The 16236-nt window shown below is 57.7% G+C and carries 10 protein-coding genes; 3 read left to right on the top strand and 7 right to left on the bottom strand.

What is annotated here, in order from left to right; translation table 11 throughout:
* Positions 1 to 28: 28 nt before the first annotated feature.
* The 7 genes from BM395_RS07580 to glnE all read right to left on the bottom strand — a co-directional run bounded on the left by BM395_RS07580 (position 29) and on the right by glnE (position 8844).
* Complete coding sequence (locus BM395_RS07580) at positions 29 to 766, bottom strand: lipopolysaccharide kinase InaA family protein (protein WP_090510265.1); 738 nt, start codon at positions 764 to 766, stop codon at positions 29 to 31.
* Positions 759 to 1592, bottom strand: a complete 834-nt coding sequence (gene rfaP / locus BM395_RS07575) for a lipopolysaccharide core heptose(I) kinase RfaP (protein WP_090510263.1) — start codon at positions 1590 to 1592, stop codon at positions 759 to 761. Before rfaP ends, BM395_RS07580 begins: the two co-directional genes overlap by 8 nt.
* Positions 1589 to 2710 carry a glycosyltransferase family 4 protein gene (locus BM395_RS07570; RefSeq protein ID WP_090510261.1) on the bottom strand — a complete coding sequence of 374 codons (1122 nt, stop codon included), beginning with the start codon at positions 2708 to 2710 and terminating at the stop codon, positions 1589 to 1591. Before BM395_RS07570 ends, rfaP begins: the two co-directional genes overlap by 4 nt.
* Entirely contained in the window at positions 2710 to 3711 is a 1002-nt protein-coding gene (waaC, locus tag BM395_RS07565) for a lipopolysaccharide heptosyltransferase I (protein WP_090510258.1), read from the bottom strand. The genes BM395_RS07570 and waaC overlap by 1 nt, the downstream gene beginning before the upstream one ends.
* The gene (gene waaF, locus BM395_RS07560; RefSeq protein WP_069898328.1) at positions 3711 to 4745 is read right to left on the bottom strand and encodes a lipopolysaccharide heptosyltransferase II; all 1035 of its coding nucleotides are present in this window, start codon (positions 4743 to 4745) and stop codon (positions 3711 to 3713) included. Before waaF ends, waaC begins: the two co-directional genes overlap by 1 nt.
* Before the next feature lie 134 nt (positions 4746 to 4879).
* Positions 4880 to 5806: a branched-chain-amino-acid transaminase gene (gene ilvE / locus BM395_RS07555; protein ID WP_069898329.1), complete on the bottom strand. Its 927-nt coding sequence runs from the start codon at positions 5804 to 5806 to the stop codon at positions 4880 to 4882.
* A gap of 92 nt (positions 5807 to 5898) precedes the next feature.
* Positions 5899 to 8844, bottom strand: coding sequence for a bifunctional [glutamate--ammonia ligase]-adenylyl-L-tyrosine phosphorylase/[glutamate--ammonia-ligase] adenylyltransferase (glnE, locus tag BM395_RS07550; protein WP_090510256.1), 2946 nt, complete (start codon positions 8842 to 8844; stop codon positions 5899 to 5901).
* A 268-nt stretch (positions 8845 to 9112) separates the two neighbouring features.
* On the opposite strand from glnE, the gene aceE reads away from it, so the two are divergent.
* From aceE to BM395_RS07535, 3 genes are all read left to right on the top strand, one after another.
* A complete protein-coding gene (gene aceE, locus BM395_RS07545; RefSeq protein ID WP_069898331.1) occupies positions 9113 to 11758 on the top strand; it encodes a pyruvate dehydrogenase (acetyl-transferring), homodimeric type in 2646 nt (881 codons plus the stop codon).
* A gap of 11 nt (positions 11759 to 11769) precedes the next feature.
* Positions 11770 to 13725 carry a dihydrolipoyllysine-residue acetyltransferase gene (aceF, locus tag BM395_RS07540; RefSeq protein ID WP_090510253.1) on the top strand — a complete coding sequence of 652 codons (1956 nt, stop codon included), beginning with the start codon at positions 11770 to 11772 and terminating at the stop codon, positions 13723 to 13725.
* 452 nt (positions 13726 to 14177) lie between these two features.
* The gene (locus BM395_RS07535; protein WP_170860563.1) at positions 14178 to 16232 is read left to right on the top strand and encodes a putative bifunctional diguanylate cyclase/phosphodiesterase; all 2055 of its coding nucleotides are present in this window, start codon (positions 14178 to 14180) and stop codon (positions 16230 to 16232) included.
* The last annotated feature ends 4 nt before the right edge of the window (positions 16233 to 16236 follow it).

The following is a 16236-nucleotide window of genomic DNA, read 5'->3' as shown; positions in this document are numbered from 1 at the left end:
GTTGGCGAGCATGGCAAACCAAGATCAATCACTCGCGGCCCTCGAAAAAATTGATGATGCGCCACAGGTACTTCTTGTCCCGTGCGTCTAACTTGTCGTGCCCGCAGTACTGCAAATAAAAACGCAGGCGCTGGGTACGGGTGAGGTGGTATTTGGCAACCTTATCAAGGCACGCCAGATCCTTGATGATCCGGTAGCGCAGAAAAGGCCCCCACCAAAAGCTACCAGCAGGACAGTCGATGAGAAACAGTTCTTTCGCATCATTTACCAGCAAATTACGCCATTTTAAATCATTATGAGCGAAGTTGTGCTCATGCAGCGTACGCGTAGCGTCTGCCAGTTGAGCGCTGACGGTTGCAACCCACGCACCATCACGCAAGCACGGGGCATTGCGCTGCGCCAGCTGGGCCATGTCCTCGGTGGCTGGCAACTCACGGGTAATCAACGCACCGCGGCTAAACGCCCAGCCTTTGCGCTCCAGGCCAAAGCCGACGACGGGCGCAGTCGGCACCCCCCACTTGATGAAGTGCTTGAGGTTTTGCCACTCAGCCTTGACTCGCGGACGCCCGATAAACCGGCGCAGGCCTTTACCCGCGCCGAGATAACGCTTGATGTAATAACGCTGGCCATCCAGGTCGCAAAGAATCACCTCGGAGAGCGGGTCACGGGTAATTTCGCGGCCCTGAGTTGCAAATACCGCTTCCAAACTCGCAAATGCCTGAACTTCAGCAGGTGTTGCGCCTTCACTCAGACGCCACTCACTCATTGCCAGCCCCCGGCGCGTATTTGCGTGCGTAACGCTGCATCAGTTTGTCAGCCTTGCGCTGCAACCACGCCAGCAACGGCGCTTCATCGCGCAGAATCTGACGCAACGAAGGGGCAGCAGAAGCGCTGCGAAAGTAGGCTTTGAGAAAACGTAATTTGTCGCGCTCGGTCAGGCCGATATTCAATGCAGAAAAATACAATCCAGCCAAATCCTTATTGCGCCAGCGCACTGGGGTGGCGCTGCGTACTTGAGCCCGGTGCAAATCGATCACCGAGAGCCTGAAATCATCAAAGCGAACGGCCTTGTCGGTGTGCAGCAAAAAGTGGCAAATGTAACAGTCGCGGTGATTCACCCCGGCGCGGTGCATTTCGCCAAGCATCTGCCCCACTCGCTCGATCAGTGCGCGCTTGAGTTTTACCTCGGGCGGGTTTTGCGGCCAATCGAGGCTGTAATCTTCCAGGCTCTCGGTCGGCGCCAGTTCTTCGGTGATGATGAATGAATGCTGCGCGGCCGGATTATTACCGCGCTCGCCAAACGCCACGGCGGTCATGGTCGGCACGCCGACTTGCTGCAAACGCGAAATCGCCTGCCACTCCTGGCGAGCGCCAAGCACCGGCAATTTGGCGGTGGATAAGTTCTTGAAAATTTCACCCCAGCCGATTCCACGGTGAATCTTGACGAAGTAACCCCGACCCGCGACTTCTGTACGCAGCGTACGACGCCCTTCCAGCTCACGGTAAACCTGGCCTTGCAACTGCTCGACCTCGACAAACGGATCTTTGCCGGCCCACAGGCTTTTGAATGGCTCGTTAAGCATTAACTTCATGAACGCTCCGCAAGAATCACATCGGCAGCATATTGCGGCATGCTGTAAAGGTCGGCGGAGTCCGCAAAAGCCAGTCCATTGCGCTGCCACAACGCACGCTGCGAGGCATCGGCGAGCATTTCAGCCAGCATCGTATTCAGCGTGTCCTGCTTGAATGGGCTGGGCACAACGCGCCCGGCATCGGCTTCGGCGATGTAATGGGCGTAGCCACACACATCGGTAACCAACACCGGCAAGCCGGCCACCACGGCTTCAAGCAACACCGTGCCGGTATTCTCGTTGTATGCCGGATGAATCAATAAGTCAGCGCCCAGCAGGAAGCGCGGAATATCGCTGCGACCCTTGAGTATCTGCACCTGATCCGACAAACCCAGCGCCTTGATCTGCAACAGGAACGGTTTAGGGTCATCCTGCCCAATAACAATCAGCCGGGTGCGCTTGCGCAGTTCGCGCGGCAATCCAGCTAACGCCTTGAGGCTGCGGTCCAGCCCCTTGGTCTTGAAGCCCGAGCCAATCTGCACCAGCAGCAGGTCATCATCTGCCAGTTTGAACTCCTGCCTGAATTGCCGACGAATCTCATCAGCGTTGGCCGGGGCACGTCTGTCGGCAGTAATCCCCGGCGGCAGCAGGTGGAAACGCTCAGCAGGCGTCCCGTAGTGCTTGACGAATAGCGGCTGCTGAACCTCGGATATCATCAGAATCTCAGTCTTCGACTCGGGCGCAAAAACAGCGCGCTCGTAATCGGCAAAGTGTTTGTAGCGGCCCCACTTGCGGTAAATCGAGTTGCGCAAGTTTTGCGCCTTGTCTTCAAAGCAGCCGTCGGCGGCGTAATAGACATCCAGCCCGGGCATCTTGTTGAAGCCAACTACACGATCAACCGGGCGCTTGGCCAGATCGGCCTTGACCCAGGCGGTGAGCTTCTCGTTGCGTTTGTGGTTAAACAGCGCCCTGACAGGCACCACGACCACTTCGAAACCGGCGGGTATTTCGCCTTCCCAGATCGGCGTATACACCCGAATATTGTGCCCGCGCTGCTGGCATTCAAGGGCAATGCGCATGAAATCGCGCTGCAATCCGCCGAACGGAAAGTATTTGTAGAGGATGAACGCCAACTGCATCAGACCGGCTCCTGCTGTGACAGTAATTGCTCCAGCGCATCGACAACCTGCGGCGGCTTGAGATCATCGAAACACGGCAGGTTACGATCACCTTTGCCTGCATTCGGGCCGCTGGCACACAGATGCACCTGCGAGCGACCATAAGCGCCAACGCGCCCAGGCAGCGTTGGGCCGTACAAAGAAATACTCGGCACATCGAGCGCGGCGGCCAGATGGCCGAGCCCGGTGTCCACTGCGACACAGGCCTTGGCGCCGGCAATAACCTGCGCCACACCGGCCAGATTCAGCTTGGGCAATACCGCCGCGTTTTCCAAACCGACAGCGATACGCTCGGCGCGGGCTTTTTCCACCTCGTTCCCCCAAGGCAGGCGAATGGCAAAACCCTTGGCACTCATTTGCTCGGCCAATTGCCGCCAGTAGGCCTCTGGCCAGTGTTTGCTGGCCCACGTGGTGCCGTGCAGGAACAGCAAATAAGGCTGCTCAACCACACCGGCCATCTGCTGGCGGTCAAGGCCGTAATCACCCAGCCCGTCAGGCAGCTGATAACCCAGCGCCTGGGCAAATAATTGGCGAACACGCTCCAGCGCATGCTGCTCACGGGGTACCGCATAGAGCTTGTCGTAAAAGCGGCAGGCAATTGGCTCACGCGCAGAGTTACGGTCCAGCCCCGCCACAGGTGCTTTGACGTAGCGCGTCAGCAGCGCACTTTTCAGCAGGCCCTGCGCATCAATCACCAGATCGTAGGGCGTCTCACGCAGGCGCGCCTTGAATCGGCTCCATTCACCGTTCCTGAGGGTTTGCATCAGGTTCTTGCGCCAGCGGCGAATCGCCACCGGAATCACCTGCGCAACAGCCGGATGCCACGCAGGGATCTCGGCAAAGCCTTCTTCCACCACCCAGTCAAACTGAATACCGGGAATAGCCCGCGCCGCGTCAGTGAGCGCAGGCAGGGTGTGGATAACATCGCCAAGCGATGACGTTTTGATTAACAGAACCCGCACTATTGAACCTCGACCGGATCAGCCACCAGGCGCTCAAGTGCCTCAACCACCGGACGCGGCTTGAGCTCACGCAAGCAATTGTAGTGACCAAAACGACAGGTACGGTCGAAGCATGGGCTGCATTCAATGCCCAAGCGGACAACCTCGACCTGATCCGCCAACGGCGGGGTGAACTGTGGCGAAGTTGAGCCATAAACAGCCACCAGCGGCCGGTTCAATGCCGCGGCCACATGCATCAGGCCAGAATCGTTCGACACCACAGCAGCGGCGCATGACATCAAATCTATTGCCTCGGCCAGGCTGGTTTCGCCGGCAAGGTTCATCGCCTCTTCGCGCAGGCCCGGAATCAGCCGCGCTCGAATTTCTTCGCCAACAGCATGATCATTCTTCGAGCCGAACAGCCAGACTTGCCAGCCCGCGCGGATTTTCAACTCGGCGACCTTGGCGTAGTGCTCACTCGGCCAGCGCTTGGCTTCACCAAACTCGGCGCCTGGACACAGGGCCAGCACCGGCCGGTCGAGCATCAGGCCGAACTTGCCAAGCGCACTCTCGCGGCTGGCAGGATCGATTTGCAGCAATGGCTGCGGATACGGTTTCACCAGTTCAGCGCCTGGCTCATAGGCCAGCGCCATGAAGCGCTCGATCATCAACGGGTAGCGTTCTTTATCGAGAATCCGTACGTCGTTGAGCAAGCCGTAGCGCATCTCGCCCTTCCAGCCCGTGCGCACTGGAATACCGGCAAAGAACGGCACCAGCGCCGACTTCAGCGAGTTGGGCAACAAAATTGCCTGGTCGTACTGACCGGCCAGTGACTTGCCGATTTTGCGCCGGGTTTTAAGCTCCAGCACGCCATGCCCCAGCGGAAAGCTGAGCGCCTTGCGCACTTCGGGCATGCGCTCAAGAATCGGCCGACTCCAGTCAGGCGCCAAAACATCGATTTCGGACTCGGGATAACGCTGCTTGAGACACTGAAAAAGTGTCTGCGCCATCACCATGTCGCCCACCCAGCTTGGACCTACGATCAGTATTTTCATGCTTATTCCAGAAACGATCAGGGAGGCTCACGCCTCCCTATCACTCTAATTCATCAGCGAATCGCTGCCAAAACAGCGACGCGCGAGGGCGGGCCGAGTGAAACCGCCCGCCTGATTAGCTGTTAATCAGCTAATCACTTGCTTACCAGCGTGCGCCAATCTGCGTGCGCGGCTGTTTTGCCGGTCACCAGATCAAAGTAGGCGGTTTGCAGTTTTTCAGTAACCGGACCACGGCGGCCCGCACCGATCTGACGACCATCCACTTCGCGGATTGGCGTTACTTCTGCAGCTGTACCGGTAAAGAACGCTTCATCGGCGATATACACCTCATCACGGGTGATGCGTTTCTCGATTACCTTCAGGCCCTGTTCTTCAGCCAGCGTGAGGATGGTATTGCGGGTGATCCCGTTGAGGCACGAAGTGACTTCCGGGGTGTAAACCACGCCATCCTTGACCAAAAAGATGTTCTCGCCCGAACCTTCGGCCACATAGCCTTCGGTGTCGAGCAGCATGGCTTCGTCGGCACCACCGGAGATCGCTTCCTGCAGGGCCAGCATCGAGTTGATGTAGTTACCGTTGGCCTTGGCGCGCGTCATCGAGATGTTCACGTGGTGACGGGTGAACGAGCTAGTACGCACTTTAATGCCGACCTGCAGGGCTTCGTCGCCCATGTAGGCGCCCCAGTCCCAGGCAGCAACAATCACTTGAACCTTGAGGCCGCTGGCGCGCAGGCCCATGCCTTCAGACCCGTAAAACACCATAGGACGGATGTAGGCGCTTTTCAGGTTGTTTTCACGCACAGCCGCGCGCGTAGCTTCGTTGATCTCTTCTTTGCTGAACGGCATCTTCATGTTCATGATGTGCGCAGAATCGAACAGACGATCAGTGTGAGCCTGCAAGCGGAAAATCGCCGTGCCCTGAGGGGTATCGTAGGCGCGCACACCTTCAAACACGCCCATGCCGTAATGCAGGGTGTGGGTCAGTACATGGGTTTTCGCGTCACGCCACGGCACCAGTTCGCCGTCATACCAGATCACACCATCACGGTCGGACATCGACATAGTTGCAAGCTCCTCAATTCGATTGGTACAGACTGTTCGTACTCACCTGCCCGGTGGCGCAAACCACCCGACAGGCCAACATTCATTCAGGCTCAGCTCAGACCCAGCGTCTGCCAGATACGCATCACGCTGCGCCGTTGCTCATGAAACTGATCGCCACTGACTACCCCCGGCTGCTTCTGCAGCGCCTGCCGGTGAGCCGCTGAGCGATAGGTTTTGTAGGCCTCTTGCAACAGGCCGACATCTTCACTTGCCAGCACGCCTATTTGCTCAAGCCCCTCCAATATGCGGATATTGTCAGTGAACTCGAGCAATGACGGGTGCTCGTGCGACCACGCCAAGGCCGCGTATTGCACCATAAATTCAATATCGACGATACCTCCCGCATCCTGCTTGAGGTCGAAGGCTTGCGCGGCGTCAAAGGCATTATCAGCCATACCGGCCTGGGTGGCGCGGGTCCCCAGATTGTCGCGCATCTTCGCGCGCATCTCACTGACCTCGGTGCGCAATTGCGTCAAGTCGCGTTTACGGCCCAAAACGGCGCCGCGCACGGTCTCGAATTTCGCCGCCACATCTTCACAGCCCACCAGTACCCGGGCACGCACCAGCGCCTGATGTTCCCAGGTCCAGGCCTCGTTTTCCTGATACCGCTGAAAGGCCCCAAGCGAGCTGACCAGCAGGCCAGAGGCTCCGGAAGGTCGCAGGCGCATATCAACTTCATAGAGTTGGCCAGAGTTGGTTTGCGTGGTCAGCAAGTGAATAATCCGCTGGCCGAGGCGGGTGAAAAACTGCGCGCTGTCGATCGACTTGGGTCCATCGGTTTCAGCTTGTGGGTCGCCATCATGGATAAACACCAGATCCAGATCCGAGCCGTGGCCAAGCTCGATACCGCCAACCTTGCCGTAGCCGACGATAATGAAGCCGGGATCACAATACGTGCCGTCGATACGTTTAGGCGTGCCGTATTTTTGCTGGGTATGGCGCCAGGCCAGTGCCAGCACCTCCTCAAGAATGGCTTCGGCCAGCCAGGTCAGATAATCACTGACCTTCATCAGTGGCAGCGTTCCGGCAATCTCCGAAGCGGCTACACGCAGCCGGTGCGCCAACTTGAAGTGGCGCAACGCCTCCATCTGCTGCTCAAGATCATCTTCGGGAATTCGCATCAGCCGTTCGCGCAACTCGGCAACCAATTCAGGTGCCTGCGGCGGGCTGAACAAGCGCCCTTCGTTAAGCAACTCATCGAGCAGCAACGGGAACCGGGTGATCTGTTCGGCAATCCACGGGCTGCCCGCACAAAGCGTTAGCAGGCGCTGCAAGGCACCGGGGTTTTCGGTGAGCAGCACCAGATACGCCGAACGCCGGGCGACGGCCTCGATTAAAGGCATGACCCGCTCAAGCACTAAATCAGGATTGTCATGCTCTGCAGTCTGGGCCAGCAGGCGCGGGATGAATGCATCGAGCCGCTCACGCCCCAGACGCTGCATGGCGCGCACCTGATTACTGCTGCGCAGACCAATCAAACGCTGCCACGCCGACTGCGCATCAGCAAAGCCGGCCTCAGTCAGCTGTCGGCAAGCGGACTCCTCATCCTGTGCATCTTCCCAGAGCGGTATCCAGTCACCGCCAACAACTTCATCGGCATCGATACTTTCGTCTTCATCGGGGTCGGCAATAACCTGACGAAAATGCCAGTCGATCCGCCCACGCCAGTGCATCAGGCAATCATGAAATGCCTGCCAGCTATCAAAGCCGACTATTAATGCAACCCGCGCACGATCGCGGTCATTATCCGGCAGCATCTGCGTTTGCCGGTCATCAATGGCCTGCAAGGCGTGTTCGGTGTAGCGCAAGAACTCATAGCCCTGACGCAGCTCATCGGTGACCGCTGCCGGCAAGTAACCCTGCCCTTCCAGCGTCGCCAGCACCTTGAGCAGCGGTCGCTGCTGCAAGCTCAAATCGCGGCCACCGTGAATCAGCTGGAAGGCCTGAGCGATAAACTCGACCTCACGAATGCCGCCAGAGCCGAGTTTGATATTGGCCGCCATGCCCTTGCGTCGCACTTCCTGCTGAATCAGCTGCTTCATGCTGCGCAGCGCTTCAATCGCCGAGAAATCCAGATAGCGGCGATAGACGAAAGGCCGCAACATTTCCAGCAGTTGCGCGCCAGCGGCCAGATCACCGCCCACCACGCGCGCCTTGATCATGGCGTAACGCTCCCAGTCACGCCCCTGATCCTGATAATACTGTTCCAGCGCATTGAAGCTCAGCACCAGCGCGCCCGACGAGCCGTATGGGCGCAAGCGCATGTCAGTACGGAACACGAAGCCATCAACCGTAATCGCATCCAGCGCCTTGATCAGTCGCTGGCCGAGACGGATAAAGAATTCCTGATTATCCAGCGAGCGCTTCACGCCTTCCGTTTCACCGCCCTCGGGATAACCGAAGATCAGATCGATATCGGAAGACAAATTCAGTTCGTGCGCGCCCAGCTTGCCCATGCCGAGAATGACCATGTGCTGCGCTTGTCCGGTACGCCGCCCGATTGGCGTGCCGAATTGCTCGCAATGCCCGACATAGAGCCACTGATAGGCCAGATCAATACAGGCGTCCGCCATATCTGAAAGATCGGCGCAGGTTTCCTTGAGGTCGGCCTGGCGGCTGATGTCGCGCCAGATAATCCGCACCTGCTGGCGGGCACGGAAGCGCCGCAAGCGGCTGCCCAAATCGTCTTCACTGGCGCAATCGGCCAGCCAGTCCTGCAACTGCTGGCGCATTTCACCACCAGCCTTGCGCCGTTCAAGTTCACCGTCATCGGCCAGTTGCAGGAGCATCTGTGGATCACGCAGGCTTTGTTGCAAAACAAAATCACTGGCCGCCATCACGCGGCGTAGCGCTTCCAGGCGCTCAGCGGGCCAGGCAGCAAATTGCGCCAGGGCGCTATCACCCAACTCGGCCACGGCTGTACGCATGGATTGTTCGGCCGCAAGGGCAACCGATTGCAAAGAAACCGGTAAAGAGACCAGCACGGGCAAGCTCATGGTCTATCCTTTTTGTCGAGTTGTGAGCGCCAGTATTTATCACTGAACCCCTTGCAAACAGGGACTTACACTCAGAACGCAGTAATTAAATTGTAGTTTTGCTACTAAAGTTTGTAAGCAAAGGGCTGAAATTCGCGCAAATATGTAGTAAAACTACACAGCGCCGGTCCTACCCCCGGTACACCCAAGAATTGATGTGGCCCACTCACGAAGCCGGCCACGCATCCTGGCATCCGATTCTGGAAGCCTTTGAGCCCTGGAGCAAGCCATGCAAGACCTCGATCCCGTCGAAACCCAGGAATGGCTGGACGCCCTTGAGTCAGTCCTCGACCAAGAGGGTGAAGACCGCGCACATTACCTGATGACCCGTCTGGGTGAACTGGCAACGCGCAGCGGTGCACAGCTGCCTTACGCGATCACCACGCCTTACCGCAACACAATCCCGGTAACCCACGAAGCACGCATGCCTGGCGACCTGTTCATGGAACGCCGCATTCGCTCGCTGGTTCGCTGGAACGCAATGGCAATGGTGATGCGCACCAACCTGACCGACCCCGATCTAGGTGGCCACATTTCCAGCTTCGCCTCCAGTGCGACGCTGTATGACATCGGTTTCAACTACTTCTTCCAGGCGCCGACTGATGAACACGGCGGCGACCTTATCTATTTCCAGGGCCATGTTGCACCAGGCATTTATGCCCGCGCTTTCATGGAAGGCCGGATCAGCGAAGAGCAGATGATCAACTTCCGTCAGGAAGTCGACGGCAACGGCCTGTCATCTTATCCACACCCTTGGTTGATGCCTGACTTCTGGCAATTCCCGACCGTGTCGATGGGCCTTGGCCCGATTCAGGCGATCTACCAGGCGCGCTTCATGAAGTACCTGGAAGACCGTGGCTACATCCCTGCTGGCAAGCAGAAAGTCTGGTGCTTCCTGGGCGACGGCGAATGTGATGAGCCGGAATCGCTCGGCGCCATTTCGCTGGCTGGCCGCGAGAAGCTCGACAACCTGATCTTCGTTATCAACTGCAACCTGCAGCGCCTCGACGGCCCGGTTCGCGGCAACGGCAAGATCATTCAGGAACTCGAAGGCGTATTCCGCGGTGCACAGTGGAACGTCAACAAGGTTGTATGGGGCCGTTTCTGGGACCCACTGCTGGCAAAAGACACCGACGGCCTGCTGCAGCGCCGTATGGATGAAGTGATCGACGGTGAATACCAGAACTACAAGGCCAAAGACGGCGCCTTCGTTCGCGAACACTTCTTCAACTCGCCAGAACTCAAGGCGATGGTTGCCGATCTTTCCGATGACGAAATCTGGAAGCTCAACCGTGGCGGCCACGACCCGTACAAGGTCTATGCGGCTTACCACGATGCGGTCAACCACAAAGGTCAGCCAACTGTCGTTCTGGCCAAGACCATCAAAGGTTACGGCACCGGTGCTGGCGAAGCCAAAAACACCGCGCACAACACCAAGAAGGTGGACGTCGACAGCCTGCGCAAATTCCGCGATCGCTTCGACATCCCGGTCAATGACGATCAGCTGGAAAACCTGCCGTTCTTCAAGCCGGAAGAAGGCAGCGCCGAAGCCAAGTACCTGTCCAAGCGCCGCGAAGCACTGGGCGGTTTCGTGCCGCAGCGCCGCGCCAACAGCTTCAGCATTCCAACGCCGCCGCTCGACACCCTGAAAGCGATTCTGGATGGTTCGGGCGACCGTGAAATTTCGACCACCATGGCCTTCGTGCGGATTCTCGCGCAGCTGGTCAAGGACAAAGAACTCGGCCAGCGCATCGTCCCGATCATCCCGGACGAAGCCCGTACCTTCGGTATGGAAGGCATGTTCCGTCAGCTCGGTATCTACTCGTCTGTAGGCCAGCTGTACGAGCCGGTCGATAAAGACCAGGTAATGTTCTACCGCGAAGACAAGAAAGGTCAGATTCTCGAGGAAGGCATCAACGAAGCCGGCGCGATGTCCTCGTTCATCGCCGCGGGCACCAGCTACAGCTGCCACAACCAGCCGATGCTGCCGTTCTACATCTTCTACTCGATGTTCGGTTTCCAGCGTATTGGCGACCTGGCCTGGGCCGCTGGCGACAGCCGCACCCGTGGCTTCCTGATCGGCGGTACTGCTGGTCGCACCACGCTCAACGGTGAAGGTCTGCAGCACGAAGATGGTCACAGCCACATCATGGCGGCGACCATTCCGAACTGCCGCACGTTCGATCCAACCTACGGCTACGAGCTGGCGGTGATCATCCGCGAAGGCACGCGCCAGATGATGGAAGAGCAGCAGAACATCTTCTATTACATCACCGTGATGAACGAAGCCTACCAGCAGCCAGCCATGCCTGAAGGTGCCGAAGAAGGCATCATCAAGGGCATGTACCTGCTCGAAGAAGACAGCAAAGAAGCCGCGCATCACGTCCAGCTTCTGGGTTCCGGCACGATCCTGCGTGAAGTTCGCGAAGCGGCGAAAATCCTCCGCGAAGAATTCAACGTGGCATCTGATGTCTGGAGCGTTACAAGCTTCAACGAACTGCGCCGCGATGGCCTGGCTGTAGAGCGTCGCAATCGCCTGCACCCGGAGCAGAAGCCTGAGCAGTCTTATGTCGAGCAGTGCCTGACTGGCCGTAAAGGTCCGGTAATCGCCAGCACCGACTACATGAAGTTGTTTGCTGACCAGATCCGCCAGTGGGTACCAAGCAAAGAGTACAAAGTGCTCGGCACCGACGGTTTCGGCCGCAGTGACAGCCGCAAGAAGCTGCGCCACTTCTTCGAAGTCGACCGTAACTGGGTCGTGCTGGCAGCTCTTGAAGCCTTGGCAGACCGCGGTGATATCGAACCTAAAGTAGTGGCTGAAGCCATTGCCAAGTTCGGCATCAACCCTGAAAAAATCAACCCACTGGACTGCTAAGGAGCGAAACGATGAGTGAATTGATTCGCGTACCCGACATCGGCAGCGGTGAGGGTGAAGTTATCGAGTTGTTCGTCAAGGTCGGCGACCGCATTGAAGCCGACCAGAGCCTTTTGACCCTTGAGTCTGATAAAGCCAGCATGGAAATCCCGGCGCCTAAAGCCGGGGTTATCAAAAGCATCAAGGTCAAGCTGGGCGACACCCTGAAAGAAGGTGACGAACTGCTTGAGCTCGAAGTAGAAGGCGCCAGCGAAGAACCTGCCAAAGAAGCCGAGCCTGCCGCACCTGCGCAGGAAGAGGCTAAAGCAGAGACCAAGGCTGAGGCACCTGCTCCGGCAGCGGCTGGTTCCAGCGTTGAAGAAGTGCGCATTCCGGACACCGGTTCAGACGCCAAGGGCAAGATCATCGAGATCTTCGTCAAGGCCGGCGACACCATCGAAGTTGATCAATCGCTGATCACCCTCGAATCGGACAAGGCCAGCTTTGAAGTGCCATCGCCGTCTGCGGGCGTGGTGGAAAGCGTTGAGGTCAAACTCGACGACGAAGCCGGCACCGGCGACCTGATTCTAAAACTGAAAGTGGCAGGCAGCGCTGCACCGGCTGCGGCCGCCGCCAGTGAACCTGCCAAAGCACCCGCCGCTGCGCCTGAAAAAGCAGCTGCTCCGGCCAAGGCTGCAGGCTCTTCGGTTGAAGAAGTGCGCATCCCGGACACCGGTTCAGATGCCAAGGGCAAGATCATCGAGATCTTCGTCAAGGCCGGCGACACCATCGAAGTTGATCAATCGCTGATCACCCTCGAGTCGGACAAAGCCAGCTTTGAAGTGCCATCGCCATCCGCGGGCGTGGTTGAGAGCGTTGAGGTCAAACTCGACGACGAAGCCGGCACCGGCGACCTGATTCTCAAGCTGAAAGTAGCGGGCTCTGCTGAAAGCGCACCTGCAGCTGAGCAAGCGCCTGCTGCCGCGCCTGAAAAAGCCCCGGCGAAGGCTCCAGCGCAAGCGCCTGCGGCATCAGCACCAGCACCGGCTGCTTCACCAGCAGCCAAAGGCGCGAAAGTGCACGCAGGCCCGGCAGTGCGTCAGCTCGCTCGCGAGTTCGGCGTTGAGCTTGGTGATGTGCCTGGCACGGGCCCTAAAGGGCGTATTCTCAAAGAAGACGTGCAGGTTTACGTCAAATCGATGATGAACAAGGCCAAGCAGGCGCCTGCGGCAGCAGCGGCTACTGGCGGTGCTGGTATCCCAGCGGTTCCGGCAATCGACTTCAGCAAGTTTGGTGAAATCGAAGAAGTTCCGATGACTCGCCTGATGCAAATTGGCGCTGCCAACTTGCATCGCAGCTGGCTCAACGTGCCTCACGTCACCCAGTTCGACTCGGCAGATATCACCGAACTGGAAGCTTTCCGCGTTGCGCAGAAAGCGGTCGCGGAAAAGGCTGGCGTCAAGCTGACTGTGTTGCCACTGCTGCTCAAGGCTTGTGCTTACATGCTCAAGGAAATGCCGGACTTCTGCAGCTCGCTCGCGCCTAGCGGCAAAGCGTTCATCCGCAAGAAGTACGTGCACATCGGCTTCGCTGTAGACACCCCGGACGGCCTGCTGGTACCGGTTATCCGCGATGTTGACCAGAAGAGCCTGTTGCAGCTTGCAGCCGAAGCAGCAGACCTTGCCGACAAGGCCCGCAACAAGAAACTGTCGCCGGATGCCATGCAAGGCGCCTGCTTCACCATTTCCAGCCTCGGTCACATTGGCGGCACCGGTTTCACACCGATCGTCAACGCCCCTGAAGTTGCGATTCTGGGTGTCAGCAAAGCCACCATGCAGCCGGTCTGGGATGGCAAAGCTTTCCAGCCAAAACTGATGCTTCCGCTGTCTCTGTCCTACGATCACCGCGTGATCAATGGCGCTGCTGCAGCCCGTTTCACCAAGCGCCTCGGCGATGTGCTGGCGGATATCCGCACCATGTTGCTGTAACGCTACCCTGTTGTACCTATCGAGCATGCCACGCTCGTTCCTCAGCCCCGCCTATTGGCGGGGTTTTTTATGGGCTATTTATCAATTATGGCGTCGAGCGCCGCACACTCTGAACAGTTGAGTTTTGCCGTTTTGCTTGGCGTGATGGCGGTCAACCAAGCCGGATACGATGTGCGAGATACTTGAAATCAAGACCAGACAGACACGACCACGCCAACAGCGTGATTTTTTACAGAGCACCGCAAGGGCTCTAGCCCGTGGATGACTGGGAAAGGGTCTTGCAGAGGAAACATTCGGCTAAACATATTCCGCCATGCGCCACCTCTGACAACTGCACTATTGTTGAGACCTTCTGCCCCACAGTGACGTGGGAAGCCAATTTGTTTGGCCAGCATATGGAACGTGAAGCCAGCATGAGAAATGTCCCAAGATCGCTATTAGATCCGCCTACAGTGAAAGCTGCGCCGCCTGAAGCATCACCGGGGCTGGATATCATCAGCTTTGAACGGCGGAACCTGAAAACCTGGCCGATGCTCAGCATTGATAACGCCTGCAAAAACAAGCTGGGGCTATCGGCCGCGCAACTCTGCACAGACGCCAATCAGCAACAACCGCCCACGGCGTTCGCCAGCCTGATGGACTCGGATACGCGCGAGCACTTGCATAAGGTGATTCAGGAACAGTTGCAGCAGCAGTCGCTGTATCTGGTGAGCTACACCGTGAATACCGCCAATGGCCAACTGCATCTCAAGGAGCGGGGAGAGCTGATCGTGCAGGACGGGCAACCGGTCTTACGCGGTTATCTGTTGATCGATCTACCCCTGACTCCCGAGCTTGGCAGTTGGCCAGTCCAGTTTCGCGATATTGAGCGAAGCCCACGCGCCGTGGTGATCTTCAACAAAAACGCGCACATCGAATACGTGAATCCCGATTTCACCCGCATGACCGCGTACACAGCGGCCGAAATGCACGGGCAACCCATTCGCCAGCTGATTGCCGCAGACGCAGAGAGCCAGGCACTGGATATCGAGGCGCATTTCAACGCCCGCAATAACTGGCAGGTGGAGTTCAATTGCCGGCGTAAAGATCAGCTGCCGCTCAGATGCCTCCTGTCGGTTTCCAGACGTATCAGCGCCTGTGGTCGCTTCACCTACTATGTAGACACCTATGAAGACGTGGGTGAGCACCACAACGAACAGGAAAACATGGACAAGCTGGCGTTCACCGACCCGCTTACCGGGCTGGATAATCGCTACGGCTTTATCCGCGAGCTGGAGCAGCATTGCGCAAACAGCGGCAGAACTGTACTTGGCCTGCTGCTGGTGGATATCGATAACTTCAAGCGCATCAATGACAGCATGGGCAATGACGCGGGCGATCAATTATTGGCCAGCCTGGCCGAACGGTTGCGCAGCAGCGTCACTGGCAACTGCGTGATGGCGCGCATCGCCAGCAATGAATTTGCCATCCTGCTCGACGGTTTCAGTACCCGCCAGTGTCAGGCGATTGGCTTGCAGATACTGCACACGCTGGAGATGCCGCTGACGCTGGACAACCAGCAGATAGGCGTGACCGCATCCATTGGCCTGGCCATAGATACCGGCACCCAAACCAAGCCACAGGCGCTGATGCGACATGCCGGGCTGGCGCTGCATAAAGCCAAGGCCAATGGCAAAAATCAGCTCCAAACCTTCACCCCCGAGCTGCATACCGCGGCAGACTACAAGCAGTTCGTGGAAAACAACCTGCGCCTCGCACTGGGCCAGGATGCGCTAAAGGTTTTCTACCAACCCAAGTTTTGCCTCAAACGCGGCCGTTTGGTGGGTCTGGAAGCGCTGTTACGTTGGTATCACCCGCAGAAAGGCCTGATCAATCCCGATCAGTTTATTGGCGTCGCCGAAGAGACAGGAATGATCGTGTCCATCGGCAAATGGGTCGCGCGTCAGGCCTGCAAAATGAGTGCGCAACTGCGCGATGCCGGATTTGTGGATTTACCGATTGCGATAAACATGTCACCGCGCCAGTTTGCTGATCCGGATCTGGTCGACTGCTTGAAGTCGATTCTGATGCAAGAGCAAATGCCGGCGAAACTACTGGAAATAGAACTCACCGAGAACCTGCTGCTGGAAGCCACCCACAGCACCCACACGCAGTTGGCCGAACTCAAGAAATTGGGGATCACGCTGGCCATGGATGACTTTGGCACCGGCTACTCATCGCTCAGCTACCTGAAGAAATTCCCGATTGATGTGATCAAGATTGACCGCAGCTTCATCAAGGATATTCCGCAGAGCAAAGACGACCGCGAAATCACTTCAGCGGTCATCGCCATGGCCCACAAACTCAAACTTACAGTCGTTGCCGAGGGCATCGAGACTCAGGCGCAATTGAAGTTTCTCCGTGACCAGCGCTGCGACATTGGCCAGGGCTACTTGTTTGATCCGCCCATATCCGGCAGCACACTCATCACTCACTTGCAGCACTACACAACGACGCCCAAACGCTAGACAA

The sequence above is a fragment of the Pseudomonas marincola genome, from assembly GCF_900116605.1.
GTDB lineage: Bacteria > Pseudomonadota > Gammaproteobacteria > Pseudomonadales > Pseudomonadaceae > Aquipseudomonas > Aquipseudomonas marincola.
Note: the sequence above shows the minus strand (reverse complement) of the source record. Positions and strands in the feature narration are given on the sequence as shown.